We start from the raw sequence: 20,421 nt of genomic DNA, 5'->3' as shown, positions 1-20,421 counted from the left end.
GATAATCACTAGCAGCCAAGATTTACCGTGGTAACCTATGTCGATGGGAGCGTACGACGACGACGAACACGAACGCCGTGAGCGTAAGAACAGCGAGGTCGAACTGTCGGAAGACGACGACCGGAGTACATACCACGGGAGCGTCGACTACGACGGTGACGAGTCGACAGAAGAGCTGCTCGACCAGTTCAAGCAGATTAACTCCGACTGACTGCGGTCGTTCTCGACCGGTAGCGCAATAGTCCAACAGAGACGGCTGTCACGGCAGTCACGGCTATCACATGGCCGACCAGCGCCGCGAGCAGCACCGGCTGGTCCAGCACGAACGGCACGAGCACGAGTTGGAGGACGCCAAAGCCCCATATCTCTAAGTCGGCCCGCATGAACACCCGTGCCGTCTCTGGGTCGAACCGGTAGCGAGCCGACCGCCACAGGCCCGTGACGCTGGCCCACCAGCCCGTCCCGATGCGGTAACTCACGTCCCAGAGGATGAGCAGCGTTAGATACACGACCAGTACCGGTGGCTCTGGCCCGAACAGCCGGCCCAGTAGCGGCATCGAGCTAACCTGTGGGTCGAAGACGAACAGATGAGTAAGTAGCGCGATGTATGCGAGGACGGACAACACGACTTCGACGTTCGAGGCGAACAGCAGTGCACGGTAGGTCGGTGGCACGTCGATACGCCGGATGAGCGTGCTAATGCGGAGCATCTCTGCGCTCCCGATGGTGGCGACGAACACGACGACCGTGCCGGCGATTGCGGCGCTCCAGACCTCGTAGTACCACGACAGGGCGATGATGGCAACCTCGAAGATGAGGAGCTGAATCGCCATCGCTGCCCACGTCGGCAGCCGGATTCCCGGCAGCGCGCCGATGATGCTCTCGTACACCCACGTCTCGCCGTAGTCGGGACGGGCGCTATCCCCGCTCATCTGCCCGCACCACCCGTAGCTGCGGCCGCCCGTGCTGCGTTTCGACTCCGTGACTCGCTGAGGGCTAGCTTGACCGCATCCCCGAACGATGTCGGGGCAACGGCGAACTGTGCCTGTGCAGCCTCGGTGTCTGCGACCACTGGCGTCTTCAGCCCGTGGATGAGCGGCCGGGCGACGCTTGATGGCACGTCGGTCATGAGGGCGACCCAGTACGCCGACAGCTTCGGTGTCAACACCGGTATCGGCACGATTGTCGGCTCACCGGACCCCATGAGCCGGCCCGTTCGCTTCAGAATCTCCGCGTAGGTCAGTACCTCCGGCCCCCCGATCTCGTAGGTTTCGCCGGCTGTTTCCGGCTTGTCGAGCACGTCGACTAGGTACGCGATGACGTCGTCGATAGCGATCGGATGACAGTCTGTCCGCACCCAGCGCGGTGTCAGCATCACGGGCAGTCGCGTCGTTAGCTCGCGTATCATCCGAAAGCTCGCCGAGCCCGCGCCGATGATGATGGCCGCCCGGAACGTCGTCAGGTCGTACGCTCCTTCCCGGAGAATAAACTCGACCTCACGGCGTGACCGGAGGTGCTCGGACAGCGTCTCGTCCTCCTCGCCGAGGCCGCCGAGGTAGACGACCCGGTCGACACCGGCCTCGTCAGCTGCCCGACGGAAGTTCCGCGCCGCCCGCCGGTCCCGCTCGGCGTAGTCGCTCCCGGCACGCATCGAATGGACCAGGTAGTACGCGGCGTCGACGCCGTCAAGGCCGGCGTCGAAACTGCCCGCGTCGAGCAGGTCACCTGTCGCCACGTCGACGCCGTCGGGTGGGTCGTACTCGCTCGGATCGCGAACGAGCGCCCGGACGCTGTGGCCGGCCGCGAGGAGCGCCGGGACGAGATGGCTCCCGACGAACCCCGTCGCACCGGTCACGAGCACATGCATACCCTTCCTGCAGAACGGAACGGGGTTAAAACCGCCGTCTGATTGTTCGGAGCCGTGTCGGACCGCTTGCTCGTTTCAGGACTGTCGAACGAGCGGTTCGTACCAGTCGCGGTTGTCGCGGTACCAGTCGATGAACTTCGCGACGCCCTCCCGGATGGTGTGGTCCGGGTCGTAGCCGAGCAGTTCCTCGGCACGGTCGGTCGCGGCGTGGGTGTGTTCGGCGTCGGCGTCGTGGCGTTCCTCGTAGACCAGATCGAGGTCCGGGTCGATCTGGTCGCGGATCTCCGTCGCGAGCGTCTTGATCTCGATGTTGTCCGTCGACCCGATGTTCACGGCCTTCCCGTCGGCGGCGTCTTCGTGCAGCAGCGTCATGTTCGCGTCGATGACATCTTCGATGTAGGTGAAATCGCGTGTTTGCGTGCCATCGCCGTAGATGACCGGGGGCTCGCCGTTGTGGCACCGGGAGACGAAGTTCGAGATCGCCATGTTCGGGCGCATCCGGGGGCCGTAGACGGTGAAATAGCGAAGAGCTACCGTAGAGAGGTCGTACACTTCGCTGTAGGCGCAGGCGTACCGCTCGGCGGCGAGCTTCGACGCGCCGTAGGGCGAGACGGGTGTCGTGGGATGTTGCTCGTCGTAGGGCAGGTACTGTGGCTTCCCGTAGACGGAGGAGGAGGAAGCCATCACGAACCGTTCGATGCCCTCGTCGCGGCAGGCATCGAGGAGGTTCAGCGTGCCGTCGACGTTGACCTCGTCGTACTTGCGGGGGTTCTTGACGCTTGGGCGGACGCCGGCCTGGGCGGCCTGATGGTAGACGTAGTCGGCGTCGGCGACGAGATCTGTGACAAGCTCCGCGTCACGTACATCGCCCTCGATGAACTCGTAGCTCCCGTCGCTGTTCCGGGCGGCCTCCTGTCCGGCATCGACGTTGTGTTGTTTGATACCTAGATCGTAGAACGGGTCGCGGTTGTCCAGCACGACGACATCGTGGCCGTCGGCGGCGAACCGCTGTGCCAGGTGACCGCCGATGAACCCGGCACCCCCTGTAACCAGTATTTGCATTATCTGGATGGTGCCCATCGGACGACAAAAGTATACCGAGAGTTACTCGGCTGAACTGTTCGAAGGGGCCAGCTACCTTGAAATGTATACAGTGCATAAAATTCGGATAATGGCCTCCAGAGCCTGCGACGGGTGCGATACGAACGTTTCGATAGCTGGCGGTATCGCCAACATCTGGTCGCAGGAGTCCAGACCGACCGAAGGCATTGTCCTCGAACTCGGCGACGATACGGAGCATTTCCTCTGTTATGACTGCATCGACCGGCTGCCCGACGACCGGGACGTGACTGCGGCGGACGTGGCCGCTCTCTCCGCACAGACTGACAACTGATCGTTGTTTCCTGTCTGGGTTACTGCGAACCGGGCGCTGTCGCTTTTCGAGTAGTCTGATAAAACAAAGTGTCAGATGTGGTCGCCCGAAGGCGACCGGAAATCTGCCTTAGTTGCGGACGACGTTCGTCGCGCGGGGGCCTTTGTCGGCCTGTTCGATGTCGAATTCGATCTCCTCGCCTTCTTCGAGGTCAGGGCCGCCAACGTCTTCCATGTGGAAGAAAACGTCATCGTCCGCGTCCTCAGTCGAGATGAAACCGTAACCGCCTGTGTCGTTGAAGAAATCAACCTTACCGTTTGCCATTGCAAATATACGTACAGGGGGTATATGTATAAGAGTTCCGAGAGTACAAGTGACATGACCGTGTGCCTGTGAACACGACCCACCCCCGTCATCTCGGGTAGCTGCTGACACACATCCGGTGACAGGAAAGGTTTAGGCCGCCTCGTCCGTTGCTTTCTCGCGTGTACCCCGCGCGGATTACCGACGAGTTCCCAGCCCCGTCTTACCGGGGCAACCAGAAGCAGGCTCTGGCTGACATCCGTGCGGCCTTCGAGCGCGGCAAGGACGTTGTCCTCGTTCGCGCCCCGACCGGCAGCGGCAAATCGTTGCTCGCCCGGGCCATCGCCGGGTGTGCTCGAACCGCCGGCGAGGCCGCCGCCGAACAGGTCATCGACGCCTACTACACCACGCCACAGGTCTCGCAACTGGATGACGTGGCCGAGGACGCCCTGCTTGAGGACCTCTGTGTCATCCGGGGGAAGAACAACTACGACTGCATCCTTCCCGGTGAGACTGACACGCCGGTGAATCAGGCCCCGTGCGTGCGCGAACGGAAGTTCGATTGTCAGGTCAAGCACCGCTGCCCGTACTTCTCGGACCGTGCCATCGCCTCGAACCGGCGCATCGCCGCGATGACACTCGCGTATTTCATGCAGACCGCCGGCAGCGACGTGTTCGGCAAGCGCGACGTGGTCGTCATTGACGAGGCCCACGGTCTGGGCGAATGGGCGGAGATGTACGCCACCATCGACCTCTCGCCGCAGTCCATCCCGATGTGGAACGATATCGACGTGCCTGACATCGACGGGCTGGACGAGGCTGTCGCCTTCACCGAGCGCGTCGAACACCTCGCTGAACGCCGCGTGAAGGAACTACGAAAAAAGGCGGAACTCACCGGCGAGGAAGTCGCCGAGCGGGACTCGCTGAACACGCTCCGGCAGGACCTCGGGTGGTTCCGCGAGGACTACACCGACACCGAGAGCGCGACCACGTGGGTCGTCGACCAGGCCGACGGCGAGCACGCACCGGTGACAATCAAGCCGATGAATCCGGAGCGGTACCTCAAACACACCGTCTGGGACCGTGGCAATCGCTTTGCCCTGTTGTCGGCGACCATTCTCAACAAGGAGGCGTTCTGCGCCAACGTCGGCCTTGACCCCAGTAACGTCGCACTCGTGGAGGTCGGACACACCTTCCCCGTCGAGAACCGGCCACTGTACGACGTCGCTCAGGGCAAAATGACCTACGAGCACCGCGACGACACGCTGCCAGACATCGCTCGCACTATCGTGCGTATCATGGCCCGGCACACGGACGAGAAGGGGCTAATCCACTGCCACTCGTATGCTATTCAGGAGCAACTGAAGGAGTTGCTTGATGACTTCGGCGTCGGCGCTCGCGTCCGCACCCATAATAAAGAAGGCCGAGACGGGGCGCTGTCCGCCTGGAAGCGCAGCGACAACCCCGACGTGTTCCTCTCGGTGAAGATGGAAGAAGCCCTCGACCTCGAAGGCGATCTCTGTCGCTGGCAGGTACTGTGCAAGGCCCCCTACCCCAACACTCGCGACTCTCGCGTCGCCCGACGGCTCGAAGACGACCAGTGGGGTTGGTACTACCGGACCGCGTTGCGGACCGTCATCCAGGCCTGTGGCCGCGTCGTCCGCGCGCCCGACGACCACGGTGCGACCTACCTCGCGGACACGTCGCTGCTGGACCTCTTTGAGCGCGCTGACCACGACATGCCCGACTGGTTCCGCGCGCAGGTCGACCGCCTTTCACAGCCAGATTTGCCGCGGTTTGCGCCGGACCAGGCGCTCTCGGCGCTCAGTTCGGGCACGAAGCGCCGGCACGACCGCTCCCGCTCGCGGTCCGGGGATGGAAACCACCCGCTTTCGGATGTGTGGGATTAGAAGAAGGCGAAGGCTAATCCATAGACCACTGACGACCCGACCATCAGGCCGACGAGAATGATGGCGATAATCTGCTGTCTGTTCATGCCCCCTCTTGACTACTAGCCTAATTATGCGTTACGACCGTGTGTGGTACTCCCGCTTTGGCCGGGACTGTTTGAGTAAAAACGCCCTACTGTATCTTAGCGTCCACGACGACGTGGGCGACGCCCTCGCTATACTCCTTGACGCGCCGAGTGTCCAGAACTTCGACGGCTCGGTTGGCCTCGCCGGCGGCCGCTTCCAGCCGTTCTATCGGGCGGTCGAACACGAGCGAATTCGGTGTCGCTTCGTGCATATGGAGGACGCCGCCGGGTGTGAGCGCGTCGAGCGCGCTATCGAGGTACTCGTGTGATTCGTAGTAGCCCATCACGATCCGGTCGGCGCGTCCCTCACTGGCGAAGCCCGGCACAACGTCTCGACAGTCGGCCCGATACGGCTGCACCCGCTCGTCCACATCGTTCAACATGACGTTCTCGACCAGAAAGCGAAACGACGTGGGATTGCGCTCGACGGCGGTGACGTGCGCGCCGGCGCGGGCCATCGGGAGGGTGAAGTAGCCGATGCCGGCGAACATATCCAGTACGCGCTCGCCGCCCTCGCTCGCGGCTTCACCGCTCGCCCGTTCCGAGGGCCGGGTCCCCCGCCCCTCGCTGACGATTTCACCCATCCGCGCCCGCTCGGCCTTGTTGCCGGGCGAGAACATCACTTCCGCGAGGTCCATCGAGTAGCGTGTGCCGTGTTCGGTGTGGACCGTCTCTGTGTCGCCGTCACCGGCGATGACCTCAACACTGGGTTCGCGGTGTTCCCCGGAGATGCCGTGGCGGGCCAGCACCGTCTCGGCCTCGCCGTGGAGGGCCAGCAGGGCGTCACCGACCTCCGCCGGTCGGGGGTTGTCGCCGATGTCGACGAGCACGACGGAGCCGAGCACGGCCCAGGAACTCGGGGCGGCGGCGATTTCTGCGTCGGTCCAGCCGCGCTCTCGGAGGTGGTCATCGAGCGTTCGGAGGCGGCGCTTCCCGACCTGCCGGACGACCTCCCGGAACTGCGTCTCCTGTGGCGGGGCAGTCACCGGAACTGCGACGCTGTCCGCGGTCCACTCGGTGACGCTTCTGGTGTCGTCGTAGACGCCCTCCGCTCGCAGGGACTCGATAGCGACCTCCGAACGGGGTTTGTGGACAACGACGGCTAGCTGCTGGTCGTCCGCTGTCTCCGTGTCCTCACTCATCGGTATCCGCGTCGGCGGCAGGGAGAATGTGCAACCCCGCATGACTTTTCAGCACCGGCACCTCGTCGGCGTCGATGTCGAGATAGTCCGGCCGGGGGACGGTCTTGCTCTCGAAGGTTTCGGGGTCGAGGACCTGAACGGCTCTATCGTCCTCGATTGCGACGAGAGTCGTCTGCTGTCCGTCTTCACGGAACCCCAGCCGGCGGGCGTCGGGCGTTTCGCCCGCCTCGAAACTCGCTTCGTAGTCCTCACCGGTCGCCAGACGGACGCCCTTGAGGTTCCCCTGGACCGAGCGGACCAGCACCGGCCCGTCGCCGTCCTCCGGGTCGATGACCTCGCCCTGTCGGTAGCGGGGCAGGCGGACGGCGTAGGTCATCCGGTACAGCTCTTGCCCGTCCTCGTCCTCGGAGATGAGACGCCGTGAGTCGGAGTACGAGCCGCCGAGTTGGGCGGTGATTCGCTTGGCGATGCCCAGCCCCATCTGATTGGTCGAGATTTTCATGTCCAGTCCGTCATCGACGGACTTGGTCTCGGTGATGAAGGCGTTGCGGTCGCCGGTCTCTTCGCGGGCGGCGACGTACTCCTGTGCGATTTCTTCAGCACGCTCTCGCTCGTCGTCGGTCGGGTCGCGGCTGTCGGCCCGCACCTGCACGATACTGGCGAAGGAACCGCCAGCGATTTTCCCACAGCGCTTGCACGTCTGCCGGGAGATGCGAACAGGGACGGTGACCTCCTCGGTGAGCGGCGTCCCGCGGATGACGCCGGAGAACTCCGCGTGCATCCGGATGTTGTTCTTGTCGAGTTGCTCGGGAGCGACCTGCCAGGCAACCGACTGGGCGTCGACGTGGATACCGAGCGCCTCGCTGACCTGCTCGACGGCGATATCGGTGTAGTCCTCCGCGCCGATGTCGACCCAGCGGTTCTCCTTGTGGACCGCGCCACACCGTGAACAGACCCGCACCTGGATGGTGTCGGGGGCGTCCACCAGGTCGAACTCCTCGAAGTAGCAGGCGTCACAGAGGACGTGCTCGGAGTTGCGCTGACCGCCGGCACCCGCAAGCTCCGGGCGCTCGTCAGTGCCCTCTGGTATCTCGTCACCGCAGCGTGGACAGAACTCTCCCGACCGGCTCATTACCGGTCTTACTGTACTGACCCGTTTAAGCCGTGTGTTCCGCCACCGCGGCCGGCCGCCGCCGGCAGGCCCGGGACTGCTCTCAATTACTTGCCCGTGAGAGTTGGCGCTGCAACATCGGCGTCGACGGCATCACGCCAACTGTGTTGGGGTTCCCAGTTCAACAGCCCTTGGGCCTTTGCCGTCGAGAGCGCTGACTGGTCGTCGTCCAGCTTACACTCCGCGGGAAGGTCACCCCACTGCTCTTCCACGAGGGCAGCCGTCGGCCGACCGACGTAGTTCTCGGCGGCGAGGTGGTCACAAATCCAGCGCCCGGACCGCCCGCGCCCGCCAGTGACGACGACTGTGTCGGTCATGCATCCGATTGTTGCCCGGAGAGTAAATGCGTGTGGACCGTTGGCCCGCTGACGGTCCACTGGCCCCTGCCGTGTGGCACTTTCTCACGATAGCGAGGTTTTAGAGTGTCGACCGTCTATCAAGGGTATGGAGTGGCAAACAGACTGGGGGCTCCGTGGCCGGATGGCCCTGACGATGTTCCTGCTGTTCGCGCTGTACATCGTCTTCCTTGGAGCGCTCACGCTGTATTTCAGCAATCTCGCACTCATCGTGGTTGTCATGGGACTGTTCCTCGGTGCGCAGTTCTTCTTCAGCGACAAACTCGCCCTGTATTCGATGGGGGCTCGGACGGTCGAACCGGAGGAGTACCCGGAACTTCACCGGACCGTTGACCGCCTCGCCCAGCAGGCCGACCTCCCGAAGCCGAAGGTCGCTGTCGCCGACTCGCGGGTGCCAAACGCCTTCGCCACCGGCCGGTCGAAAGACAGCTCGGCCGTCTGCGTGACGACGGGCATCATGGACACGCTCGACCAGGACGAACTGGAGGGCGTTATCGCCCACGAACTGGCCCACATCAAGAACCGCGACGTGATGGTGATGACCATCGCGTCGTTCCTCTCGACTATCGCCTTCCTCATCGTCCGGTGGGGCTGGCTGTTCAGCGGCGGCCGCGAGCGCGGTGGCCAGCAGGTGCCCGTCATCGTCGCCATCCTCATCTCGCTGGTCGTCTGGGTCATCTCGTTCCTCCTGATCCGGACGCTCAGCCGCTACCGCGAGTATGCCGCCGACCGCGGCGGCGCGATGATTACCGGCAAGCCCGCCGCCCTTGCGAACGCACTGATGAAAATCGACGGTCGGATGGACAAGGTCCCCAAAGAGGATATGCGCGACCAGGCTGAAATGAACGCGTTCTTCATCATCCCGATTAACGTCGGGTGGATCGGCCGTCTGGCCAGCACTCACCCCTCGACCGAGAAGCGCATCGACCGCCTGCAGGACCTCGAACGCGAACTCGAAAGTCGGTAATGTCTGTTTATTATCTGATTTGCCGGCAGTCGTCTACGCGATAGTGTGGATTCTCACCGTGACAGCTATACAGAGCCAGAAAGCCCCGGCTGTCTGAACTCGGGGGACTCGCTGCGCGCTTCACTCACTCCGTTCGTTCCAGTGCTTACGTCGTCCGCCGTCGTTCAGCCAGCCGCCCCTTTCAGTCCCTCCTGTGGCTGATTGAGCAGCCGAAACGGGTGGGACTGAAAGGGGCGAGTCGCTGGGCGTACGAGGCGACGTAAGCACCGCAACGTGGTGAGGAGCGCAGCGAGTCGCAGTAGCCCAGCGACTCGGGGCTTTCTGGCTGTTAGAACAGTTGTCCCTGTCTTCGTACGCAACCACAGCAACTAGTCGAGACACAAACCACCTTGGTCTCCGGCCCGTAGGGGCTCGCATATGGGACTGCTCGACGGACTCAAGAGCGTCCTCGGGGTGAAAGCCGAGGCCGACGCGACACGGGACGCCGACCCGGACGACCTGTTCGGGATGAGTACCGCCTACATCACGATGGAGGCCGATCTGGGGTACGAACCGACTGGCGAGGCGGCGCTGTGTTTCGCCGACGTCGACAGTACGGATTTTCAGGACGCTATCGACGAGGTCGAATCCATTCTCGACGCCGGAATGGTCGAGACGGGCACCCGGGCGACATTCGAAACCGACGACCACGGCTATCAGTGGGTCGTGCTGCACGACAACGACTTCGAGGACCTGCTCACGTCGATCCACTTCGCGGCGGACACGCTCGTCGAACGGCGCTACGGCTCGCGCCTGCTCGCGGCGCTGTTCTCGTTCGAGGACGCGCGCAGCGACCAGACCGTCTACTGGGTGTACTCCTTCCGCCGGGGCGCGTACTACCCGTTCGCGCCGGACCCACACGACAGCCACGAGCGCAACACCTCCGCAGAGTTCAAACTGGACAGTAACCTCAGCGACGAAATCACCGTCGAGGACGACAAGGAGTACTGGTATCCGCTGTGGCCGGATCGTCCCGGCTACCACCCCTGGGAGTGACATGGCCGACGGCAGCGTCGCTGTCGGTGACCACGTCCGGCCGACCAAGGCCGGCCGCGACAGCCGCGTTCCCGCCGGTGTCTACCGCGTCGTCGGTACGGACGAAGACGCTGTGACGCTGCTGGTGGTCGGCGACGCGGCCGGCCGTCGGGTCCACACCGGCGAGATAGTGACAGTCGCTTGCGAGGAACTCGACACGTTCGAGCCCGCCGAGAACCCGGACGCAAGTCGCTCACTTGCCACACGCATTCTCTCACAGCTTGCCGGCCTCCGGTGGTCGCTCTGGCTGTTTTGGCGCTCAATCCGCTCCAGGCCGATTTCCGGCACGACTGCGATTACGCTCCCCCTCGTCGGCACGTTCGGCGACGGGATACTGCCGGTGTCCGAGACGGTGCTGACTGTACTCGTTCTGCTGGGGACGCTGTTGCTCGTCTATCTCGGTCGAGCGGGTCCGGCCTGAATCCGTTTCCACCGCCCACCGACCCTCCTTCCCATCTAAAACTCCCGATACCATCTCGAAGCGTCCTGCTGCTGTCCGACACTTTCACTTTCACTCTGGTGTTAACGAGGCTTTATACCCCCGGACGCACAAGGCATGTCTATGTCCGCAAGTGAGGACCTCGAAGAACTGCCGGGTGTCGGTCCGGCGACAGCAGAGAAACTCGAAGACAACGGCTACGACTCCTATCAGGGAATTGCAGTCGCCTCCCCCGGCGAACTGTCGAATACGGCCGACATCGGCGAGTCGTCGGCGGCAGATATCATTCAGGCTGCCCGCGAAGCGGCCGACATCGGTGGTTTCGAAACCGGGTCGACGGTGCTCGAACGCCGTGAGCAGATCGGGAAGCTCTCCTGGGGCGTCGACGAGGTCGACGACCTGCTCGGCGGCGGCGTCGAGACCCAGTCCATCACCGAGGTGTACGGTGAGTTCGGCGCGGGGAAGTCCCAGGTAACGCACCAGCTCGCAGTCAACGTCCAGCTTCCGGCCGAACACGGCGGGCTGGAGGGCAGCGCTATCTTCGTCGACTCCGAGGACACGTTCCGACCTGAGCGTATCGAACAGATGGTCAAGGGCCTCGCCGACGAGGTACTGGCAGACACGCTGGTCCTCCACGGCATTGTCGAGGAGGAGGCCGACGCAGACCCAACCGACGAGGCCCAGCTCGATGACCTCGTCGCCTCCGTGCTGGAGAAGATCCACGTCGCGAAGGCGTTCAACTCCAACCACCAGATCCTCCTGGCCGAGAAGGCACAGGAAATCGCCAGCGAGAGTCAGGAAGAGGAGTTCCCCGTTCGCCTGCTCGCCGTCGACTCGCTGACCGCTCACTTCCGCGCTGAGTACGTCGGCCGTGGCGAACTTGCCGACCGCCAGCAGAAGCTCAACAAGCACCTCCACGACCTGATGCGGGTCGGCGACCTCAACAACACCGCCGTCGTCGTCACGAACCAGGTCGCCTCCAACCCTGACTCCTTCTTCGGCGACCCGACCCAGCCCATCGGTGGCAACATCCTTGGCCACACCTCCACGTTCCGGATGTACCTCCGGAAGTCCAAGGGGAACAAGCGTATCGTCAAGCTCGTCGACGCGCCGAACCTCCCGGACGGCGAGGGTGTCATGCGTGTCGAAGAAGACGGCCTGCTGAACGAGTAACCCGGACCTAGCAGTAGCGGCCATCGTTGACCCACGATTGCAGACCATTTTTGCGGCAGTCTCTGACACCTGCTACAGCCGTCATCCGGACTGGTATGTGGACTGCTCCCTCGCCTCGAACCCCTTCGTTTCATCTCGAACCGGCTTCCGTCTGCCGTCTTGCGCCCGTCAGACGCACCGTGGTGAATGTGAAACTTCGACACCCTAACCGCAGGACGGCGGGACATCTCCTGTCGAAACAGAGGGGTAACAGCCGGGAACCGACAGACGGCTGTCTGGTCGTCAATGGTTGCGGAGGGTAAACCGTCGACTGGAGATTTCAGTGCCCACTCCCCGGTGTTCGGACGATGCGAAAATCAGGTGCGCGGCGTCAAATCAGTCGCCCGCCTGCCTGTGCGTCGGCGCTCCAACGCCTCGCTGTCAGTCCCCGGCAGATTTCATACCGGTCTCTTCGAGGTCCGCACCGCCGACCGACGAGCGCAGGGCGTCCATCCCGTCGTCGCGGTCGATGCCGAAGTTGTCACGGTACAGTTCCTGCACGCGGTCGTACTCCTCGTCGCTGAGCGGCGGCGTGTCGGGCGCGCCGGCCCACTCGTCGATGTCGGCATTCGTCCGGAACGTCGGGGTGACCGACGCCACTTCGTCGTTGTAGAGGAGCCACTGGATGGCGGCTTGGCCCATCGTGCGTGCCCCGTCACGTTCGAGGAACCGGATTTCCTCAACCTTCTCCCAGCCGGTCTCGTACCACTCTGTCGGTCGGTGCGAGCGGTGGTCGCCCTTGCCGAGTTCCGTCTCCGGGGTCACCTGCTCGTTCAGCAGCCCCGAGGAGTGGGGGACGCGGGCCAGAACCGACGTGTCGGCGTTTTGCTCGCGGATGGTGTCGATGAAGTGCTGGCCGGGGGTCTGCTCGAAGAGGTTGAAGACGGTCTGGAGCGCGTCAAACTCGTTTGCGACCGCGGCGTCGCCCTCGGCGAGCCAGCCGATAGAGGGGCCGAGCGCCCAGCCGATGGCCTCGACTTTCCCCTCCTCGCGGAGTTCGTCGAGCGCTTCCAGCACGTCCTCGTCGACCTCGTCGACGTTGGCGTTGTGGAGCATCAGGAGTTCGACGTGGTCCATGCCGAGACGGTCGAGCGAGCGGTCGACAGCGGTGTGGACCCACTCGGGCGTGACCTTCTTCGGGAGCTCACCGTGACCGGCCTGTGGATTGTTGTAGAAGTCGTAGCCGATTTTCGTCGAGACGGTGACCTCGTCGCGGTGTTCCGCCAGCGCCTCGCCGATGATCTCTTCGCTGTCGCCGTGGCCGTACACGTCGCCGGTATCGAAGAACGTCACGTCCTGGTCGAGCGCGTGCTGGACCATGTCGATGGCATCGTTTCGGGTGCGGTCGCCCCACCAGTCCGTGCCGACGACCCAGGCACCGAATCCGACTTCCGAGACCTCGACGCCAGAGTTTCCGAGTGTCGCGTATTCCATATCCGACGTAGCGGCGCTGTCCACTTAGCCGTCTTGGTTTGCGGTGTTGGACCGCGTTCGGATGCGGAGCTGTGGGGTTGCGATGTCTTCCAGCAGTTCTACTGTGCCGTACTCGTGGCGGACCCACCAGTACAGCCCGGCCCCCCCGACGGCGAGCAGTGGCAGTGCGACGAGGCCCCCTTCGGGACCGAACCCGCCCCCGGTCACCAGTTCGGGACCGGTCGCGGTCGTCGAGAGCAGGGTGACGCCCATCCGGAGGCCGCTGACGGGGAAGCCAAGCAGTGCCAGCGTGTAGTTCCAGGCGACGTGGAAGCCGCTGGCGACTCCGAGTCGACCGGTCAGGACGTAACACGCACCGAGCAGGAGGCCGTAGAGGGTGATGTTGGCCACGCTGAGCAGCGACGCGCTGGGGTTCGTCCAGTGGAGGACGCCGAACAGTCCACCCGTCAGTGCCGTTGCGACAATAATTGCGCGCCGCTTCCCGATCCAGCCGGCGAGTCCCTCAGCTGCGTTCGTCAGGAGATACCCACGGACGAGCACCTCCTCGGCAGTAGCCTGGACGAGGAAGAACGCCCCCAGAAGGAGGACGGCGACCGGTGGTCCGAACGCGGTCAGCGGGAGCGGTCCGCTGTCGATGGTTGCGAGGGCGACGCTGACTTCGACGAACCCGACGGCCAGTTCAGCGAGCAGGACGAGCGCGGGAAGCCCCGCCCCGAGCAGGAGGCCGAAGGCCGCGTCGCGCCACCACTGGCGGTCGAATCCCAACCCGTAATCCGGGAGCGTCCGCCGGTCGAGTAGATAGCCGATTACGACGGCGACGACGGTTCCAACAGCAAAGAGCGTAATCTGGCGCACGACTGCGACCGTCGGCGTCACACGCACTCCTGACGACACCACTGCGATCATCCCTGAGAGGAGGACGAGGCCGAACCCGGCGAGAAACAGCCACAGCGTGACCCGCCACGGCGCCCGCAGCCGGCGCTCGGCGGGATTGACGATGTAGCGCCGTATCTCCATAATGAAGTCCGACCTGACCATGTCGTCGTCTGGAACGGCGGCGTCTTAACTGTGGCTTGCTTGCCGAACTCCGTGGTATACGGTATCGTGACACAGGTGTCACTGGGTAGGTTTCACGTAACGGAAACCCCTATCTGCCCGCGAAGCCACGTACTCGACATGACGAAGCGTCACGTGTCGCTGCCACCGCTCGCCGAAGAGGGGCTCAGGGCGTTTATCGACGAGGTCGATGAACGCCTCTCCGGTGACGAGGACACCTGCGATGTTGTCACCGACGTGCTGGTCGACCTCCACGGCGACCGGGACGCCTACGAGCGCTGGCAGGACGGCGCGGATATCTCTCCGGCCGAGCGGGTCCGGCTTCAGGGCTATGACCCCTGTAACACGACCCTCGAAAGCGAGTACTACGCCGAGAAAGACGAGGAGCGGTTCAAACGCTCGAAACACCTCCAGTGGCTCTGGCGGCAGTTCGACGCGACGCCGATGGCGGACAACGTCGAGTTCGCGCTCCGGTTCCGTCGGATGCTCGCCGACCATCTCTTTGACTCCTGTGGCGAGGGCTGTCGCTTCTTCAAGGGCATCTCCTTTACCTACGGCCACAACATCGAGGTCGGTGACAACGTCGTCGTCCACGACGACGTCCATCTGGACGACCGCGGGAAACTCACAATCGGCGACCGCGTCTCTATCTCCGACGATACCCACGTCTACAGCCACGACCACGACGCCGTCGACCAGACCCACGTCGACAACTACCACACCATCATCGAAGACGACGTGCGCCTGACCTACGACTCGATGGTCCGGGCCGGCGTGAAGGTCGGCGAAAACGCTATCCTCGCGGCGAAGTCCATCGCCGGCAAAGATATCCCCGCCCATCACGTCGCTGCCGGCACACCGGCGAAGTCGCTGACAGTCAAGGACGGCTGGGAGTCCGTCGCAGAGCCGATTGAGGGGGCGAACGTCGACCGCCGCGCCGAGCGGCAACTGTCGGCTGACTTGCCCGACAATCTGGAGCAGTTCGACGAGTTCCAGCGCGACCTCTCGCCGCCGGACCACGAGTAGGCACCGACAGCACGTCTCTCTTCTCCGCAACCGAAGTCCTTTCTCGCAAACCGACCAACAATGGCTATGCGAAGTGTCGCTATCAACGTCGGAGCAAACACGAACGAGCCCGGCTTTCGCGGTCCGTTGTTTCCTGACGGCTCTTTCGAGTACATCCCGATTCCCGAATCGAAACCGACCAGTGAGCCCGTGCCGACATACGGCGACCTCGACCTGCGGACCGACGTATCCGCGGTGGCCGACCAGCCGGTCCACTTCGACCCGGAGTTTCCGGAGGCCGGCGGCGAACGCTACACGTACGGTGACGAACACGGCGTGAAAGCGGGCCCACTCTCGGAGCTGTCGGCCGGCGACTGCCTGTTTTTCTATGCGACGCTGTCGCTGGCCGATGAGCGCCCGGGCTGGGCGTCGCCGGAATGGGGTGCTTACGTCATCGGTCACTTCCAGCTCGCCCGCGACGCGGTCTCGGGTGAGGAGTACCGCGATCTCCCGTCCGCAGAACAGGCCCAGTTTGCCTCGAATGCCCACGTGAAACGCGACCCATTCGACGCTCGCGTTCTCATTCGCGGCAACGCCGACGAGTCACAGCTGTACGATACAGTGGTCCCGCTGTCGGCACCGAGCGGGGGCACCGACGCGAACGAACTGGTCACCGAACTGTCGTCCGACTCGGGGAAAGGCCCGTGGTGGCGACGACCGATGCGGTTCGACGAGGCCGGTACGGAGCGACTGCTCGAACTGGCCGATAGCCACCCCAGCGCTATCGAACGCTGACGCAGCCGAATGAGTTATCACCGGTGAAAATAGAATGTGAAAGCATATGTCCAGACGGACTCAGATAGCTGATATGCGTCTCTCTAGTGGGGTCCCCGGCTTCGACGAACTCATTGAGGGGGGGTTACTCCCGAATCGTCTTTACGTGGTCAGCGGCCCGCCGGGCAGCGGGAAGACAACCTTCTGTTCACAGTTCATTACACAGGGCGTCAAGGAGGGCGAAACGTGCCTGTACGTGACGATGCACGAGACCAAGACTGAGCTGATGCAGGACATGGCCGGCTACGACTTCGGCTTCGACCGGGCCATGCAGTCTGATGCCATCCAGTTCCTCAACCTCGTCACCGAGAGCGGGAAGCGAACTATCACGCAGTTCGGCAACGAGGGCGGCCTGACGAATCGACTCGTCGCTTACATTAGACAGAACGACATCCAGCGGGTCGTCATCGACTCGACGATGCTGTTACAGCATTTCATGGCCGACGTTGAAGACGAGATTACGGGCTTTCTTTCTGCGCTGAAACAGACCGACGCAACGACACTGCTCATTTCCGAGATGACTGACCCGTCCTCCTACAGCGACGAGCACTACCTCGCCCACGGCGTCGTCTTCTTCCATAACTTCCTCGAAAACGGGAGCATGACCCGCGGCGTTCAGGTTATCAAGATGCGGGGTACCGCTATCGACTGTGACATCCGCGAAATCTCCTTTTCTGACGCCGGACTGCAGGTTCACACTGACCGGAAAGTGGAGACATGAGTCGCTACGAGCGTGAGTTTGGCACCGACTGGGACACTCTCGACAAAGACGAGGCTACCGACCGGGCCTACGCCATCGGCGTCGCCGAGCGCCTCGGGGAGTACAACCGCGAGGAACTCGAAGCCATCTACGCCGAGATGAACTCGGCGTATCACAAGAGCATGGTCGAACTCGCGTACGACGAAGGGCGCAACGAAGCGAAGGAAGCGGCGGAGACGACCAACGCCGACCGGGACGCCCTCTGGGCAGACCTCATCAACGGCGAGAAGACGTACATCGACGAAGGAGAGGTGCCGACTGGCGGCCGCGACGGCCTGCCGTCGGCGCTTGATTCCTCGGAGCTGCTGGACAGGCAGTCAGTCGACAGCACTGACGCTGTCGACAGGCCGGACTTTCTCGACCGATAGCCGTTTCAGTGTGTGTGCGCCGACCGCCCGAACAGCGCTGCTGCTCGCCTATGTAAAAACGAAGGAGACGGAAAATCCGTCCAGAGCTGGGGTGACTGCAGGCCGCTTTTGACCGTTAGAAGGAGACTTCGTCCGGTCCGTCTTCGCCCATGCAGATCGGGTCGCGGTCGGAGTAGCCTTTCCGGCCGATGGCCTTGCTCGACACGCCCGAGAACGCCGCGAACTCGGCGTCTTCTGCGCTTTCGAAGGTTTCCGGAGCCGACCGGCTGAGTGCGTCGCCCAGCCGTTCGGTGCCGTTTGGCAGTTCGAGTTCCATGTCGCCGTCGCCCTCGATGATTTCTTCGGCTGAAACCGGGTAGTCGTACGATTGGAAGGCGTCCGTTGCGTTGCTTAGCATTCGCATACCTATCGAAAGTTCATGGTTCCTAATAAACCTTCACTATAGATAATCATAATATCCCTTAATGCGTATAAGGAACCAACGTTTCGTGTGCCCACGACTCATGATTCGACCAGAAGCGGCTTCCTGCTGGGGATTGTGTGAACCGTATGGTCGTCGCTGATTTGCACGTACACACGACCCGCTCCGACGGGACGCTCTCCTTCGACGAGGTCCCGGCCGCTGCGAGACGAGCGGGCGTCGAGGTTGTCGCCGTCACGGACCACGACCGACTCCAGCCTGGACTCGACGGCCCTGTCACCCAGCGGGACGGTGTGACGCTGCTCCACGGTATCGAACTCCGCGTCGAAACCGAGACCCAGCGACTGGACCTGCTGGGCTACGGCGTCGACCCGACCGACGAACTCCGGACCGAATGTGCGCGCATCCAGCGGAACCGCCGGGAGCGCGGCGCGCGCATCATCGAGTGCGTCGAAGACCGCCTGGGCGTCTCGCTGCCCGTCGAACCGCGCGACGGCCTTGGTCGGCCCCACATCGCCCGCGGAATCGCCGAGGTGTCGGACCACACCTTCCAGTCCGCGTTCGACGAACTCATCGGCGACGACTGCCCCTGTTACTTCCCACGGGAGGTCCCGTCCTTCGAGCGCGGCTGTGCCGTTCTCTCAGACGCGTGCGGGCTGGTCGGCCTCGCGCATCCGTTCAGATACCCTGAGACGGCGGCTGCACTGTCGAAGTGTGCGTCGCTCGATGCCGTCGAACGGTGGTACCCGTACGGCCGCGCTGTCGACGACAGCCTCGTCGACGATGCTATCGAGCGATACGACCTCGTCCCGACGGGCGGCAGTGACTCCCACGGCGAGACGCTGGGTGACACTGGTCTGGACTCGCCCGCGTGGGACCGAGTCGAAACGGCGCTCAACGTCTGACAACCGGCAGACGGAACCCGAGGGTTCAATGTCATCCGGGTCTACCATTCAGGTATGCAGTGTCACTACTGCGACCGTGAAGCCGACATCGCCGTCGAGAACGACGGTGTCAAGGTCGGTGTCTGCAAGACACACTTCCGTGAACAGATGGCGGAACTGGAAGACGCCGACTGGCTCGAAGACCTCGACGAGGAACTCGATATCGACCGACGCGAGTGACCGACACTCCGTCTCTCTGCTTTTATTATGGCGTGTCTTCCGTGTCACCACTGTGGCTCGCCCTGACTAACCGTTAAGGACTGCCCGCCGTACATGGCAACTATGGAGAAAGTCAGCCTTGACGCCGTCGAATCGCGAATGGGGCCGGCGTCGGTCAAGCGGGCGCTCGCCGGTCCACTCGGCACCGACAATATCGCGTTGAATCACTACGAACTGGCACCGGGCGAGTCCTTCGGCTTCGGGTATCACCGCCATCCGGACCAGGAGGAAGTGTTTCTCGTTCAGTCGGGCACAGCGACGTTCGAGACAGAGGACGGCGACGTACGCGTCGGAGCGGGCGAGGCCATCCGCTTCGCTCCCGGCGAGTGGCAACGCGGGCACAACGAGGGCGACGAGCGCGTCGTTGCGCTTGCGCTCGGCGCACCACAGGAGATGGGTGACACGGATATGCTCCGGCACTGCGAGGAGTGTGGCGGTCGCACGTACAACTACGTCGAAATGACGGCCAACCGGGACGCGCTCGTAACACGGTGTGCGGAATGTGACACCGAGACCGGTCGGTTCACCTGACCGGCAACAACTCCTTCGGCGGGTTAGTCGTCAGCAGCGGTGGTCGCACCGGTCACGCCACCCGCGTGACGCGCGGCGAACTCGGTGAAGTTGTCGAACAGCCGCTTGGCCTCGCAGGCGGCGCGGTAGTTCTCCTCTGTGACGCCGTCAAGCACCGCGTCAATGCGCTCGTCGGCGAGCTGCTCATCCTTGCCTTTCGTCACCGTTTTGGCTGTTTCGGGGTCGTACTCGGGATGGAACTGCACCGAGAAGACGTTCTCTTTCCGGAACCCGTGGATGCCGTAGTCGTTCTCGGCGAACGTGGTCGCGCCCGGCGGCACCTCGGCGACGCGGTCCGAGTGCGTCGTGAAGACGGTAAAGGACTCGTCGACGCCAGCAAGCAGTTCGTTCTCGCCGTCGTGCTCGACCGTCCGGTAGCCGATCTCGTACTCGTCCATCGGTTCGACGGTGCCGCCGAGTGCGTGTGCGAGCAACTGGTGGCCGAAACAGACGCCCAGGAACGCGATATCACGGTCGATTGCCGCATCCACCCAGGATTCGAGGTCCCGAATCCAGGGCTCGTCCCAGTAGACGGACGCGCGGCTGCCGGTGACCAGACAGCCGTCGAACGCGAAGGTGTCGGGCAGTTCGCGCTCGGTCACGTCGTATTCCACGAGGTCGGCGTCGAGTTCCCGCCGGAAGTTCCGACGATTGTCGTCGCCGTCGTGGGCCGCGTTCAGCAGGGCGATTCGTGGCCTCATTACAAGTACGCAGCGGCTCAAATCGTAAAAACATGCGTACCGACGGCAGTGATTGCCGCTCACAGTGACGGGGACGCCGGCGTCGAAGTGCACGCTGGTACAGCGACTCTTGGGAACGATTGAACTCTCAGAACTGTCTCGCTACGGGCCGCTGACGACTGTGATATGTGC

The 20,421-nt window shown here is 63.3% G+C and carries 24 protein-coding genes and 1 pseudogene; 14 read left to right on the top strand and 11 right to left on the bottom strand.

Going from position 1 to position 20,421, the window contains the following annotated elements:
• The first annotated feature begins 37 nt into the window (after window positions 1-37).
• Window positions 38-211, top strand: coding sequence for a DUF5786 family protein (locus tag BDK61_RS23205; protein WP_004960301.1), 174 nt, complete (start codon window positions 38-40; stop codon window positions 209-211).
• On the opposite strand, the gene BDK61_RS01285 is transcribed toward BDK61_RS23205, so the two are convergent.
• The 3 genes from BDK61_RS01285 to BDK61_RS01275 all read right to left on the bottom strand — a co-directional run bounded on the left by BDK61_RS01285 (window position 198) and on the right by BDK61_RS01275 (window position 2,929).
• Window positions 198-932, bottom strand: a complete 735-nt coding sequence (locus BDK61_RS01285) for a DUF7530 family protein (RefSeq protein WP_004960298.1) — start codon at window positions 930-932, stop codon at window positions 198-200. The genes BDK61_RS23205 and BDK61_RS01285 overlap by 14 nt on opposite strands.
• The gene (locus BDK61_RS01280; RefSeq protein WP_121302089.1) at window positions 929-1,867 is read right to left on the bottom strand and encodes an NAD(P)H-binding protein; all 939 of its coding nucleotides are present in this window, start codon (window positions 1,865-1,867) and stop codon (window positions 929-931) included. The genes BDK61_RS01285 and BDK61_RS01280 overlap by 4 nt, the downstream gene beginning before the upstream one ends.
• Window positions 1,868-1,942: 75 nt before the next feature.
• On the bottom strand, window positions 1,943-2,929 hold the full coding sequence (locus BDK61_RS01275) for an SDR family oxidoreductase (RefSeq protein ID WP_121302088.1): 987 nt from the start codon (window positions 2,927-2,929) through the stop codon (window positions 1,943-1,945).
• Window positions 2,930-3,038: 109 nt separating this feature from the next.
• Here BDK61_RS01275 and BDK61_RS01270 point away from each other — a divergent pair, with 109 nt between their 5' ends.
• Window positions 3,039-3,260 carry a DUF7561 family protein gene (locus BDK61_RS01270; protein WP_007187901.1) on the top strand — a complete coding sequence of 74 codons (222 nt, stop codon included), beginning with the start codon at window positions 3,039-3,041 and terminating at the stop codon, window positions 3,258-3,260.
• 108 nt (window positions 3,261-3,368) lie between these two features.
• Here BDK61_RS01270 and BDK61_RS01265 read toward each other — a convergent pair whose 3' ends face one another.
• Window positions 3,369-3,563 (bottom strand): cold-shock protein, encoded by a 195-nt coding sequence (locus BDK61_RS01265; protein WP_004516469.1) that lies wholly within the window; start codon window positions 3,561-3,563, stop codon window positions 3,369-3,371.
• A gap of 161 nt (window positions 3,564-3,724) precedes the next feature.
• Between BDK61_RS01265 and BDK61_RS01260 the strand changes: the two genes are divergently transcribed.
• A complete protein-coding gene (locus BDK61_RS01260; protein WP_121302087.1) occupies window positions 3,725-5,452 on the top strand; it encodes an ATP-dependent DNA helicase in 1,728 nt (575 codons plus the stop codon).
• A gap of 172 nt (window positions 5,453-5,624) precedes the next feature.
• Here the strand turns inward: BDK61_RS01260 and BDK61_RS01255 are convergent, their stop codons facing one another.
• The 3 genes and pseudogenes from BDK61_RS01255 to BDK61_RS01245 all read right to left on the bottom strand — a co-directional run.
• Window positions 5,625-6,719, bottom strand: a complete 1,095-nt coding sequence (locus tag BDK61_RS01255; protein ID WP_121302086.1) for a class I SAM-dependent methyltransferase — start codon at window positions 6,717-6,719, stop codon at window positions 5,625-5,627.
• Complete coding sequence (locus BDK61_RS01250; RefSeq protein WP_121302085.1) at window positions 6,712-7,851, bottom strand: 60S ribosomal export protein NMD3; 1,140 nt, start codon at window positions 7,849-7,851, stop codon at window positions 6,712-6,714. The genes BDK61_RS01255 and BDK61_RS01250 overlap by 8 nt, the downstream gene beginning before the upstream one ends.
• Window positions 7,852-7,937: 86 nt before the next feature.
• A pseudogene (locus BDK61_RS01245) lies at window positions 7,938-8,141 on the bottom strand (NAD-dependent epimerase/dehydratase family protein); the annotation flags it as partial.
• A gap of 193 nt (window positions 8,142-8,334) precedes the next feature.
• Between BDK61_RS01245 and htpX the strand changes: the two are divergent.
• The 4 genes from htpX to radA all read left to right on the top strand — a co-directional run bounded on the left by htpX (window position 8,335) and on the right by radA (window position 11,899).
• On the top strand, window positions 8,335-9,213 hold the full coding sequence (htpX, locus tag BDK61_RS01240; RefSeq protein ID WP_011224502.1) for a zinc metalloprotease HtpX: 879 nt from the start codon (window positions 8,335-8,337) through the stop codon (window positions 9,211-9,213).
• A 417-nt stretch (window positions 9,214-9,630) separates the two neighbouring features.
• Complete coding sequence (pspAB, locus tag BDK61_RS01235) at window positions 9,631-10,248, top strand: PspA-associated protein PspAB (RefSeq protein ID WP_004960279.1); 618 nt, start codon at window positions 9,631-9,633, stop codon at window positions 10,246-10,248.
• A gap of 1 nt (window position 10,249) precedes the next feature.
• Window positions 10,250-10,708, top strand: coding sequence for a hypothetical protein (locus BDK61_RS01230; protein WP_121302084.1), 459 nt, complete (start codon window positions 10,250-10,252; stop codon window positions 10,706-10,708).
• Window positions 10,709-10,849: 141 nt separating this feature from the next.
• Window positions 10,850-11,899 (top strand): DNA repair and recombination protein RadA, encoded by a 1,050-nt coding sequence (gene radA, locus BDK61_RS01225; protein WP_121302083.1) that lies wholly within the window; start codon window positions 10,850-10,852, stop codon window positions 11,897-11,899.
• Window positions 11,900-12,319: 420 nt separating this feature from the next.
• Here the strand turns inward: radA and BDK61_RS01220 are convergent, their stop codons facing one another.
• Both BDK61_RS01220 and BDK61_RS01215 read right to left on the bottom strand, forming a co-directional pair.
• On the bottom strand, window positions 12,320-13,372 hold the full coding sequence (locus tag BDK61_RS01220; RefSeq protein ID WP_121303875.1) for an aldo/keto reductase: 1,053 nt from the start codon (window positions 13,370-13,372) through the stop codon (window positions 12,320-12,322).
• A 24-nt stretch (window positions 13,373-13,396) separates the two neighbouring features.
• Window positions 13,397-14,410 carry a CPBP family intramembrane glutamic endopeptidase gene (locus BDK61_RS01215; protein WP_121302082.1) on the bottom strand — a complete coding sequence of 338 codons (1,014 nt, stop codon included), beginning with the start codon at window positions 14,408-14,410 and terminating at the stop codon, window positions 13,397-13,399.
• Between the two features lie 138 nt (window positions 14,411-14,548).
• Here BDK61_RS01215 and BDK61_RS01210 point away from each other — a divergent pair, with 138 nt between their 5' ends.
• The 4 genes from BDK61_RS01210 to BDK61_RS01195 all read left to right on the top strand — a co-directional run bounded on the left by BDK61_RS01210 (window position 14,549) and on the right by BDK61_RS01195 (window position 17,395).
• A complete protein-coding gene (locus BDK61_RS01210; protein ID WP_121302081.1) occupies window positions 14,549-15,454 on the top strand; it encodes an acyltransferase in 906 nt (301 codons plus the stop codon).
• 66 nt (window positions 15,455-15,520) lie between these two features.
• Window positions 15,521-16,228 carry an Nmad3 family putative nucleotide modification protein gene (locus tag BDK61_RS01205; protein ID WP_121302080.1) on the top strand — a complete coding sequence of 236 codons (708 nt, stop codon included), beginning with the start codon at window positions 15,521-15,523 and terminating at the stop codon, window positions 16,226-16,228.
• A gap of 73 nt (window positions 16,229-16,301) precedes the next feature.
• Window positions 16,302-16,988 (top strand): RAD55 family ATPase, encoded by a 687-nt coding sequence (locus tag BDK61_RS01200; protein WP_004960255.1) that lies wholly within the window; start codon window positions 16,302-16,304, stop codon window positions 16,986-16,988.
• Entirely contained in the window at window positions 16,985-17,395 is a 411-nt protein-coding gene (locus BDK61_RS01195; RefSeq protein ID WP_004960253.1) for a hypothetical protein, read from the top strand. Before BDK61_RS01200 ends, BDK61_RS01195 begins: the two co-directional genes overlap by 4 nt.
• Before the next feature lie 115 nt (window positions 17,396-17,510).
• Here the strand turns inward: BDK61_RS01195 and BDK61_RS01190 are convergent, their stop codons facing one another.
• A complete protein-coding gene (locus BDK61_RS01190) occupies window positions 17,511-17,798 on the bottom strand; it encodes a DUF5789 family protein (protein WP_004590034.1) in 288 nt (95 codons plus the stop codon).
• Window positions 17,799-17,944: 146 nt separating this feature from the next.
• On the opposite strand from BDK61_RS01190, the gene BDK61_RS01185 reads away from it, so the two are divergent.
• The 3 genes from BDK61_RS01185 (at window position 17,945) to BDK61_RS01180 (ending at window position 19,510) form a co-directional block, all read left to right on the top strand.
• The gene (locus BDK61_RS01185; protein ID WP_121302079.1) at window positions 17,945-18,721 is read left to right on the top strand and encodes a PHP domain-containing protein; all 777 of its coding nucleotides are present in this window, start codon (window positions 17,945-17,947) and stop codon (window positions 18,719-18,721) included.
• Between the two features lie 54 nt (window positions 18,722-18,775).
• Window positions 18,776-18,940 carry a DUF6757 family protein gene (locus BDK61_RS23200; protein ID WP_004516452.1) on the top strand — a complete coding sequence of 55 codons (165 nt, stop codon included), beginning with the start codon at window positions 18,776-18,778 and terminating at the stop codon, window positions 18,938-18,940.
• 102 nt (window positions 18,941-19,042) lie between these two features.
• Entirely contained in the window at window positions 19,043-19,510 is a 468-nt protein-coding gene (locus BDK61_RS01180; protein WP_007187914.1) for a cupin domain-containing protein, read from the top strand.
• A gap of 23 nt (window positions 19,511-19,533) precedes the next feature.
• Here the strand turns inward: BDK61_RS01180 and BDK61_RS01175 are convergent, their stop codons facing one another.
• Window positions 19,534-20,250: a type 1 glutamine amidotransferase gene (locus tag BDK61_RS01175; RefSeq protein ID WP_004960239.1), complete on the bottom strand. Its 717-nt coding sequence runs from the start codon at window positions 20,248-20,250 to the stop codon at window positions 19,534-19,536.
• Between the last annotated feature and the right edge of the window lie 171 nt (window positions 20,251-20,421).

The sequence above is a fragment of the Haloarcula quadrata genome (assembly GCF_003634715.1).
GTDB lineage: Archaea > Halobacteriota > Halobacteria > Halobacteriales > Haloarculaceae > Haloarcula > Haloarcula marismortui.
This window is presented reverse-complemented; position numbering and strand designations above follow the sequence as displayed.

Bases quoted from the DNA above. Each gene is read 5' to 3' on its own strand.
- BDK61_RS23205 (WP_004960301.1), top strand. From the start codon at position 38: ATGTCGATGGGAGCGTACGACGACGACGAACACGAACGCCGTGAGCGT.
- BDK61_RS01285 (WP_004960298.1), bottom strand. From the start codon at position 932: ATGAGCGGGGATAGCGCCCGTCCCGACTACGGCGAGACGTGGGTGTAC.
- BDK61_RS01280 (WP_121302089.1), bottom strand. From the start codon at position 1,867: ATGCATGTGCTCGTGACCGGTGCGACGGGGTTCGTCGGGAGCCATCTC.
- BDK61_RS01275 (WP_121302088.1), bottom strand. From the start codon at position 2,929: ATGCAAATACTGGTTACAGGGGGTGCCGGGTTCATCGGCGGTCACCTG.
- BDK61_RS01270 (WP_007187901.1), top strand. From the start codon at position 3,039: ATGGCCTCCAGAGCCTGCGACGGGTGCGATACGAACGTTTCGATAGCT.
- BDK61_RS01265 (WP_004516469.1), bottom strand. From the start codon at position 3,563: ATGGCAAACGGTAAGGTTGATTTCTTCAACGACACAGGCGGTTACGGT.
- BDK61_RS01255 (WP_121302086.1), bottom strand. From the start codon at position 6,719: ATGAGTGAGGACACGGAGACAGCGGACGACCAGCAGCTAGCCGTCGTT.
- BDK61_RS01250 (WP_121302085.1), bottom strand. From the start codon at position 7,851: ATGAGCCGGTCGGGAGAGTTCTGTCCACGCTGCGGTGACGAGATACCA.
- htpX (WP_011224502.1), top strand. From the start codon at position 8,335: ATGGAGTGGCAAACAGACTGGGGGCTCCGTGGCCGGATGGCCCTGACG.
- pspAB (WP_004960279.1), top strand. From the start codon at position 9,631: ATGGGACTGCTCGACGGACTCAAGAGCGTCCTCGGGGTGAAAGCCGAG.
- BDK61_RS01230 (WP_121302084.1), top strand. From the start codon at position 10,250: ATGGCCGACGGCAGCGTCGCTGTCGGTGACCACGTCCGGCCGACCAAG.
- radA (WP_121302083.1), top strand. From the start codon at position 10,850: ATGTCCGCAAGTGAGGACCTCGAAGAACTGCCGGGTGTCGGTCCGGCG.
- BDK61_RS01220 (WP_121303875.1), bottom strand. From the start codon at position 13,372: ATGGAATACGCGACACTCGGAAACTCTGGCGTCGAGGTCTCGGAAGTC.
- BDK61_RS01215 (WP_121302082.1), bottom strand. From the start codon at position 14,410: ATGGTCAGGTCGGACTTCATTATGGAGATACGGCGCTACATCGTCAAT.
- BDK61_RS01210 (WP_121302081.1), top strand. From the start codon at position 14,549: ATGACGAAGCGTCACGTGTCGCTGCCACCGCTCGCCGAAGAGGGGCTC.
- BDK61_RS01205 (WP_121302080.1), top strand. From the start codon at position 15,521: ATGCGAAGTGTCGCTATCAACGTCGGAGCAAACACGAACGAGCCCGGC.
- BDK61_RS01200 (WP_004960255.1), top strand. From the start codon at position 16,302: ATGCGTCTCTCTAGTGGGGTCCCCGGCTTCGACGAACTCATTGAGGGG.
- BDK61_RS01195 (WP_004960253.1), top strand. From the start codon at position 16,985: ATGAGTCGCTACGAGCGTGAGTTTGGCACCGACTGGGACACTCTCGAC.
- BDK61_RS01190 (WP_004590034.1), bottom strand. From the start codon at position 17,798: ATGCGAATGCTAAGCAACGCAACGGACGCCTTCCAATCGTACGACTAC.
- BDK61_RS01185 (WP_121302079.1), top strand. From the start codon at position 17,945: ATGGTCGTCGCTGATTTGCACGTACACACGACCCGCTCCGACGGGACG.
- BDK61_RS23200 (WP_004516452.1), top strand. From the start codon at position 18,776: ATGCAGTGTCACTACTGCGACCGTGAAGCCGACATCGCCGTCGAGAAC.
- BDK61_RS01180 (WP_007187914.1), top strand. From the start codon at position 19,043: ATGGAGAAAGTCAGCCTTGACGCCGTCGAATCGCGAATGGGGCCGGCG.
- BDK61_RS01175 (WP_004960239.1), bottom strand. From the start codon at position 20,250: ATGAGGCCACGAATCGCCCTGCTGAACGCGGCCCACGACGGCGACGAC.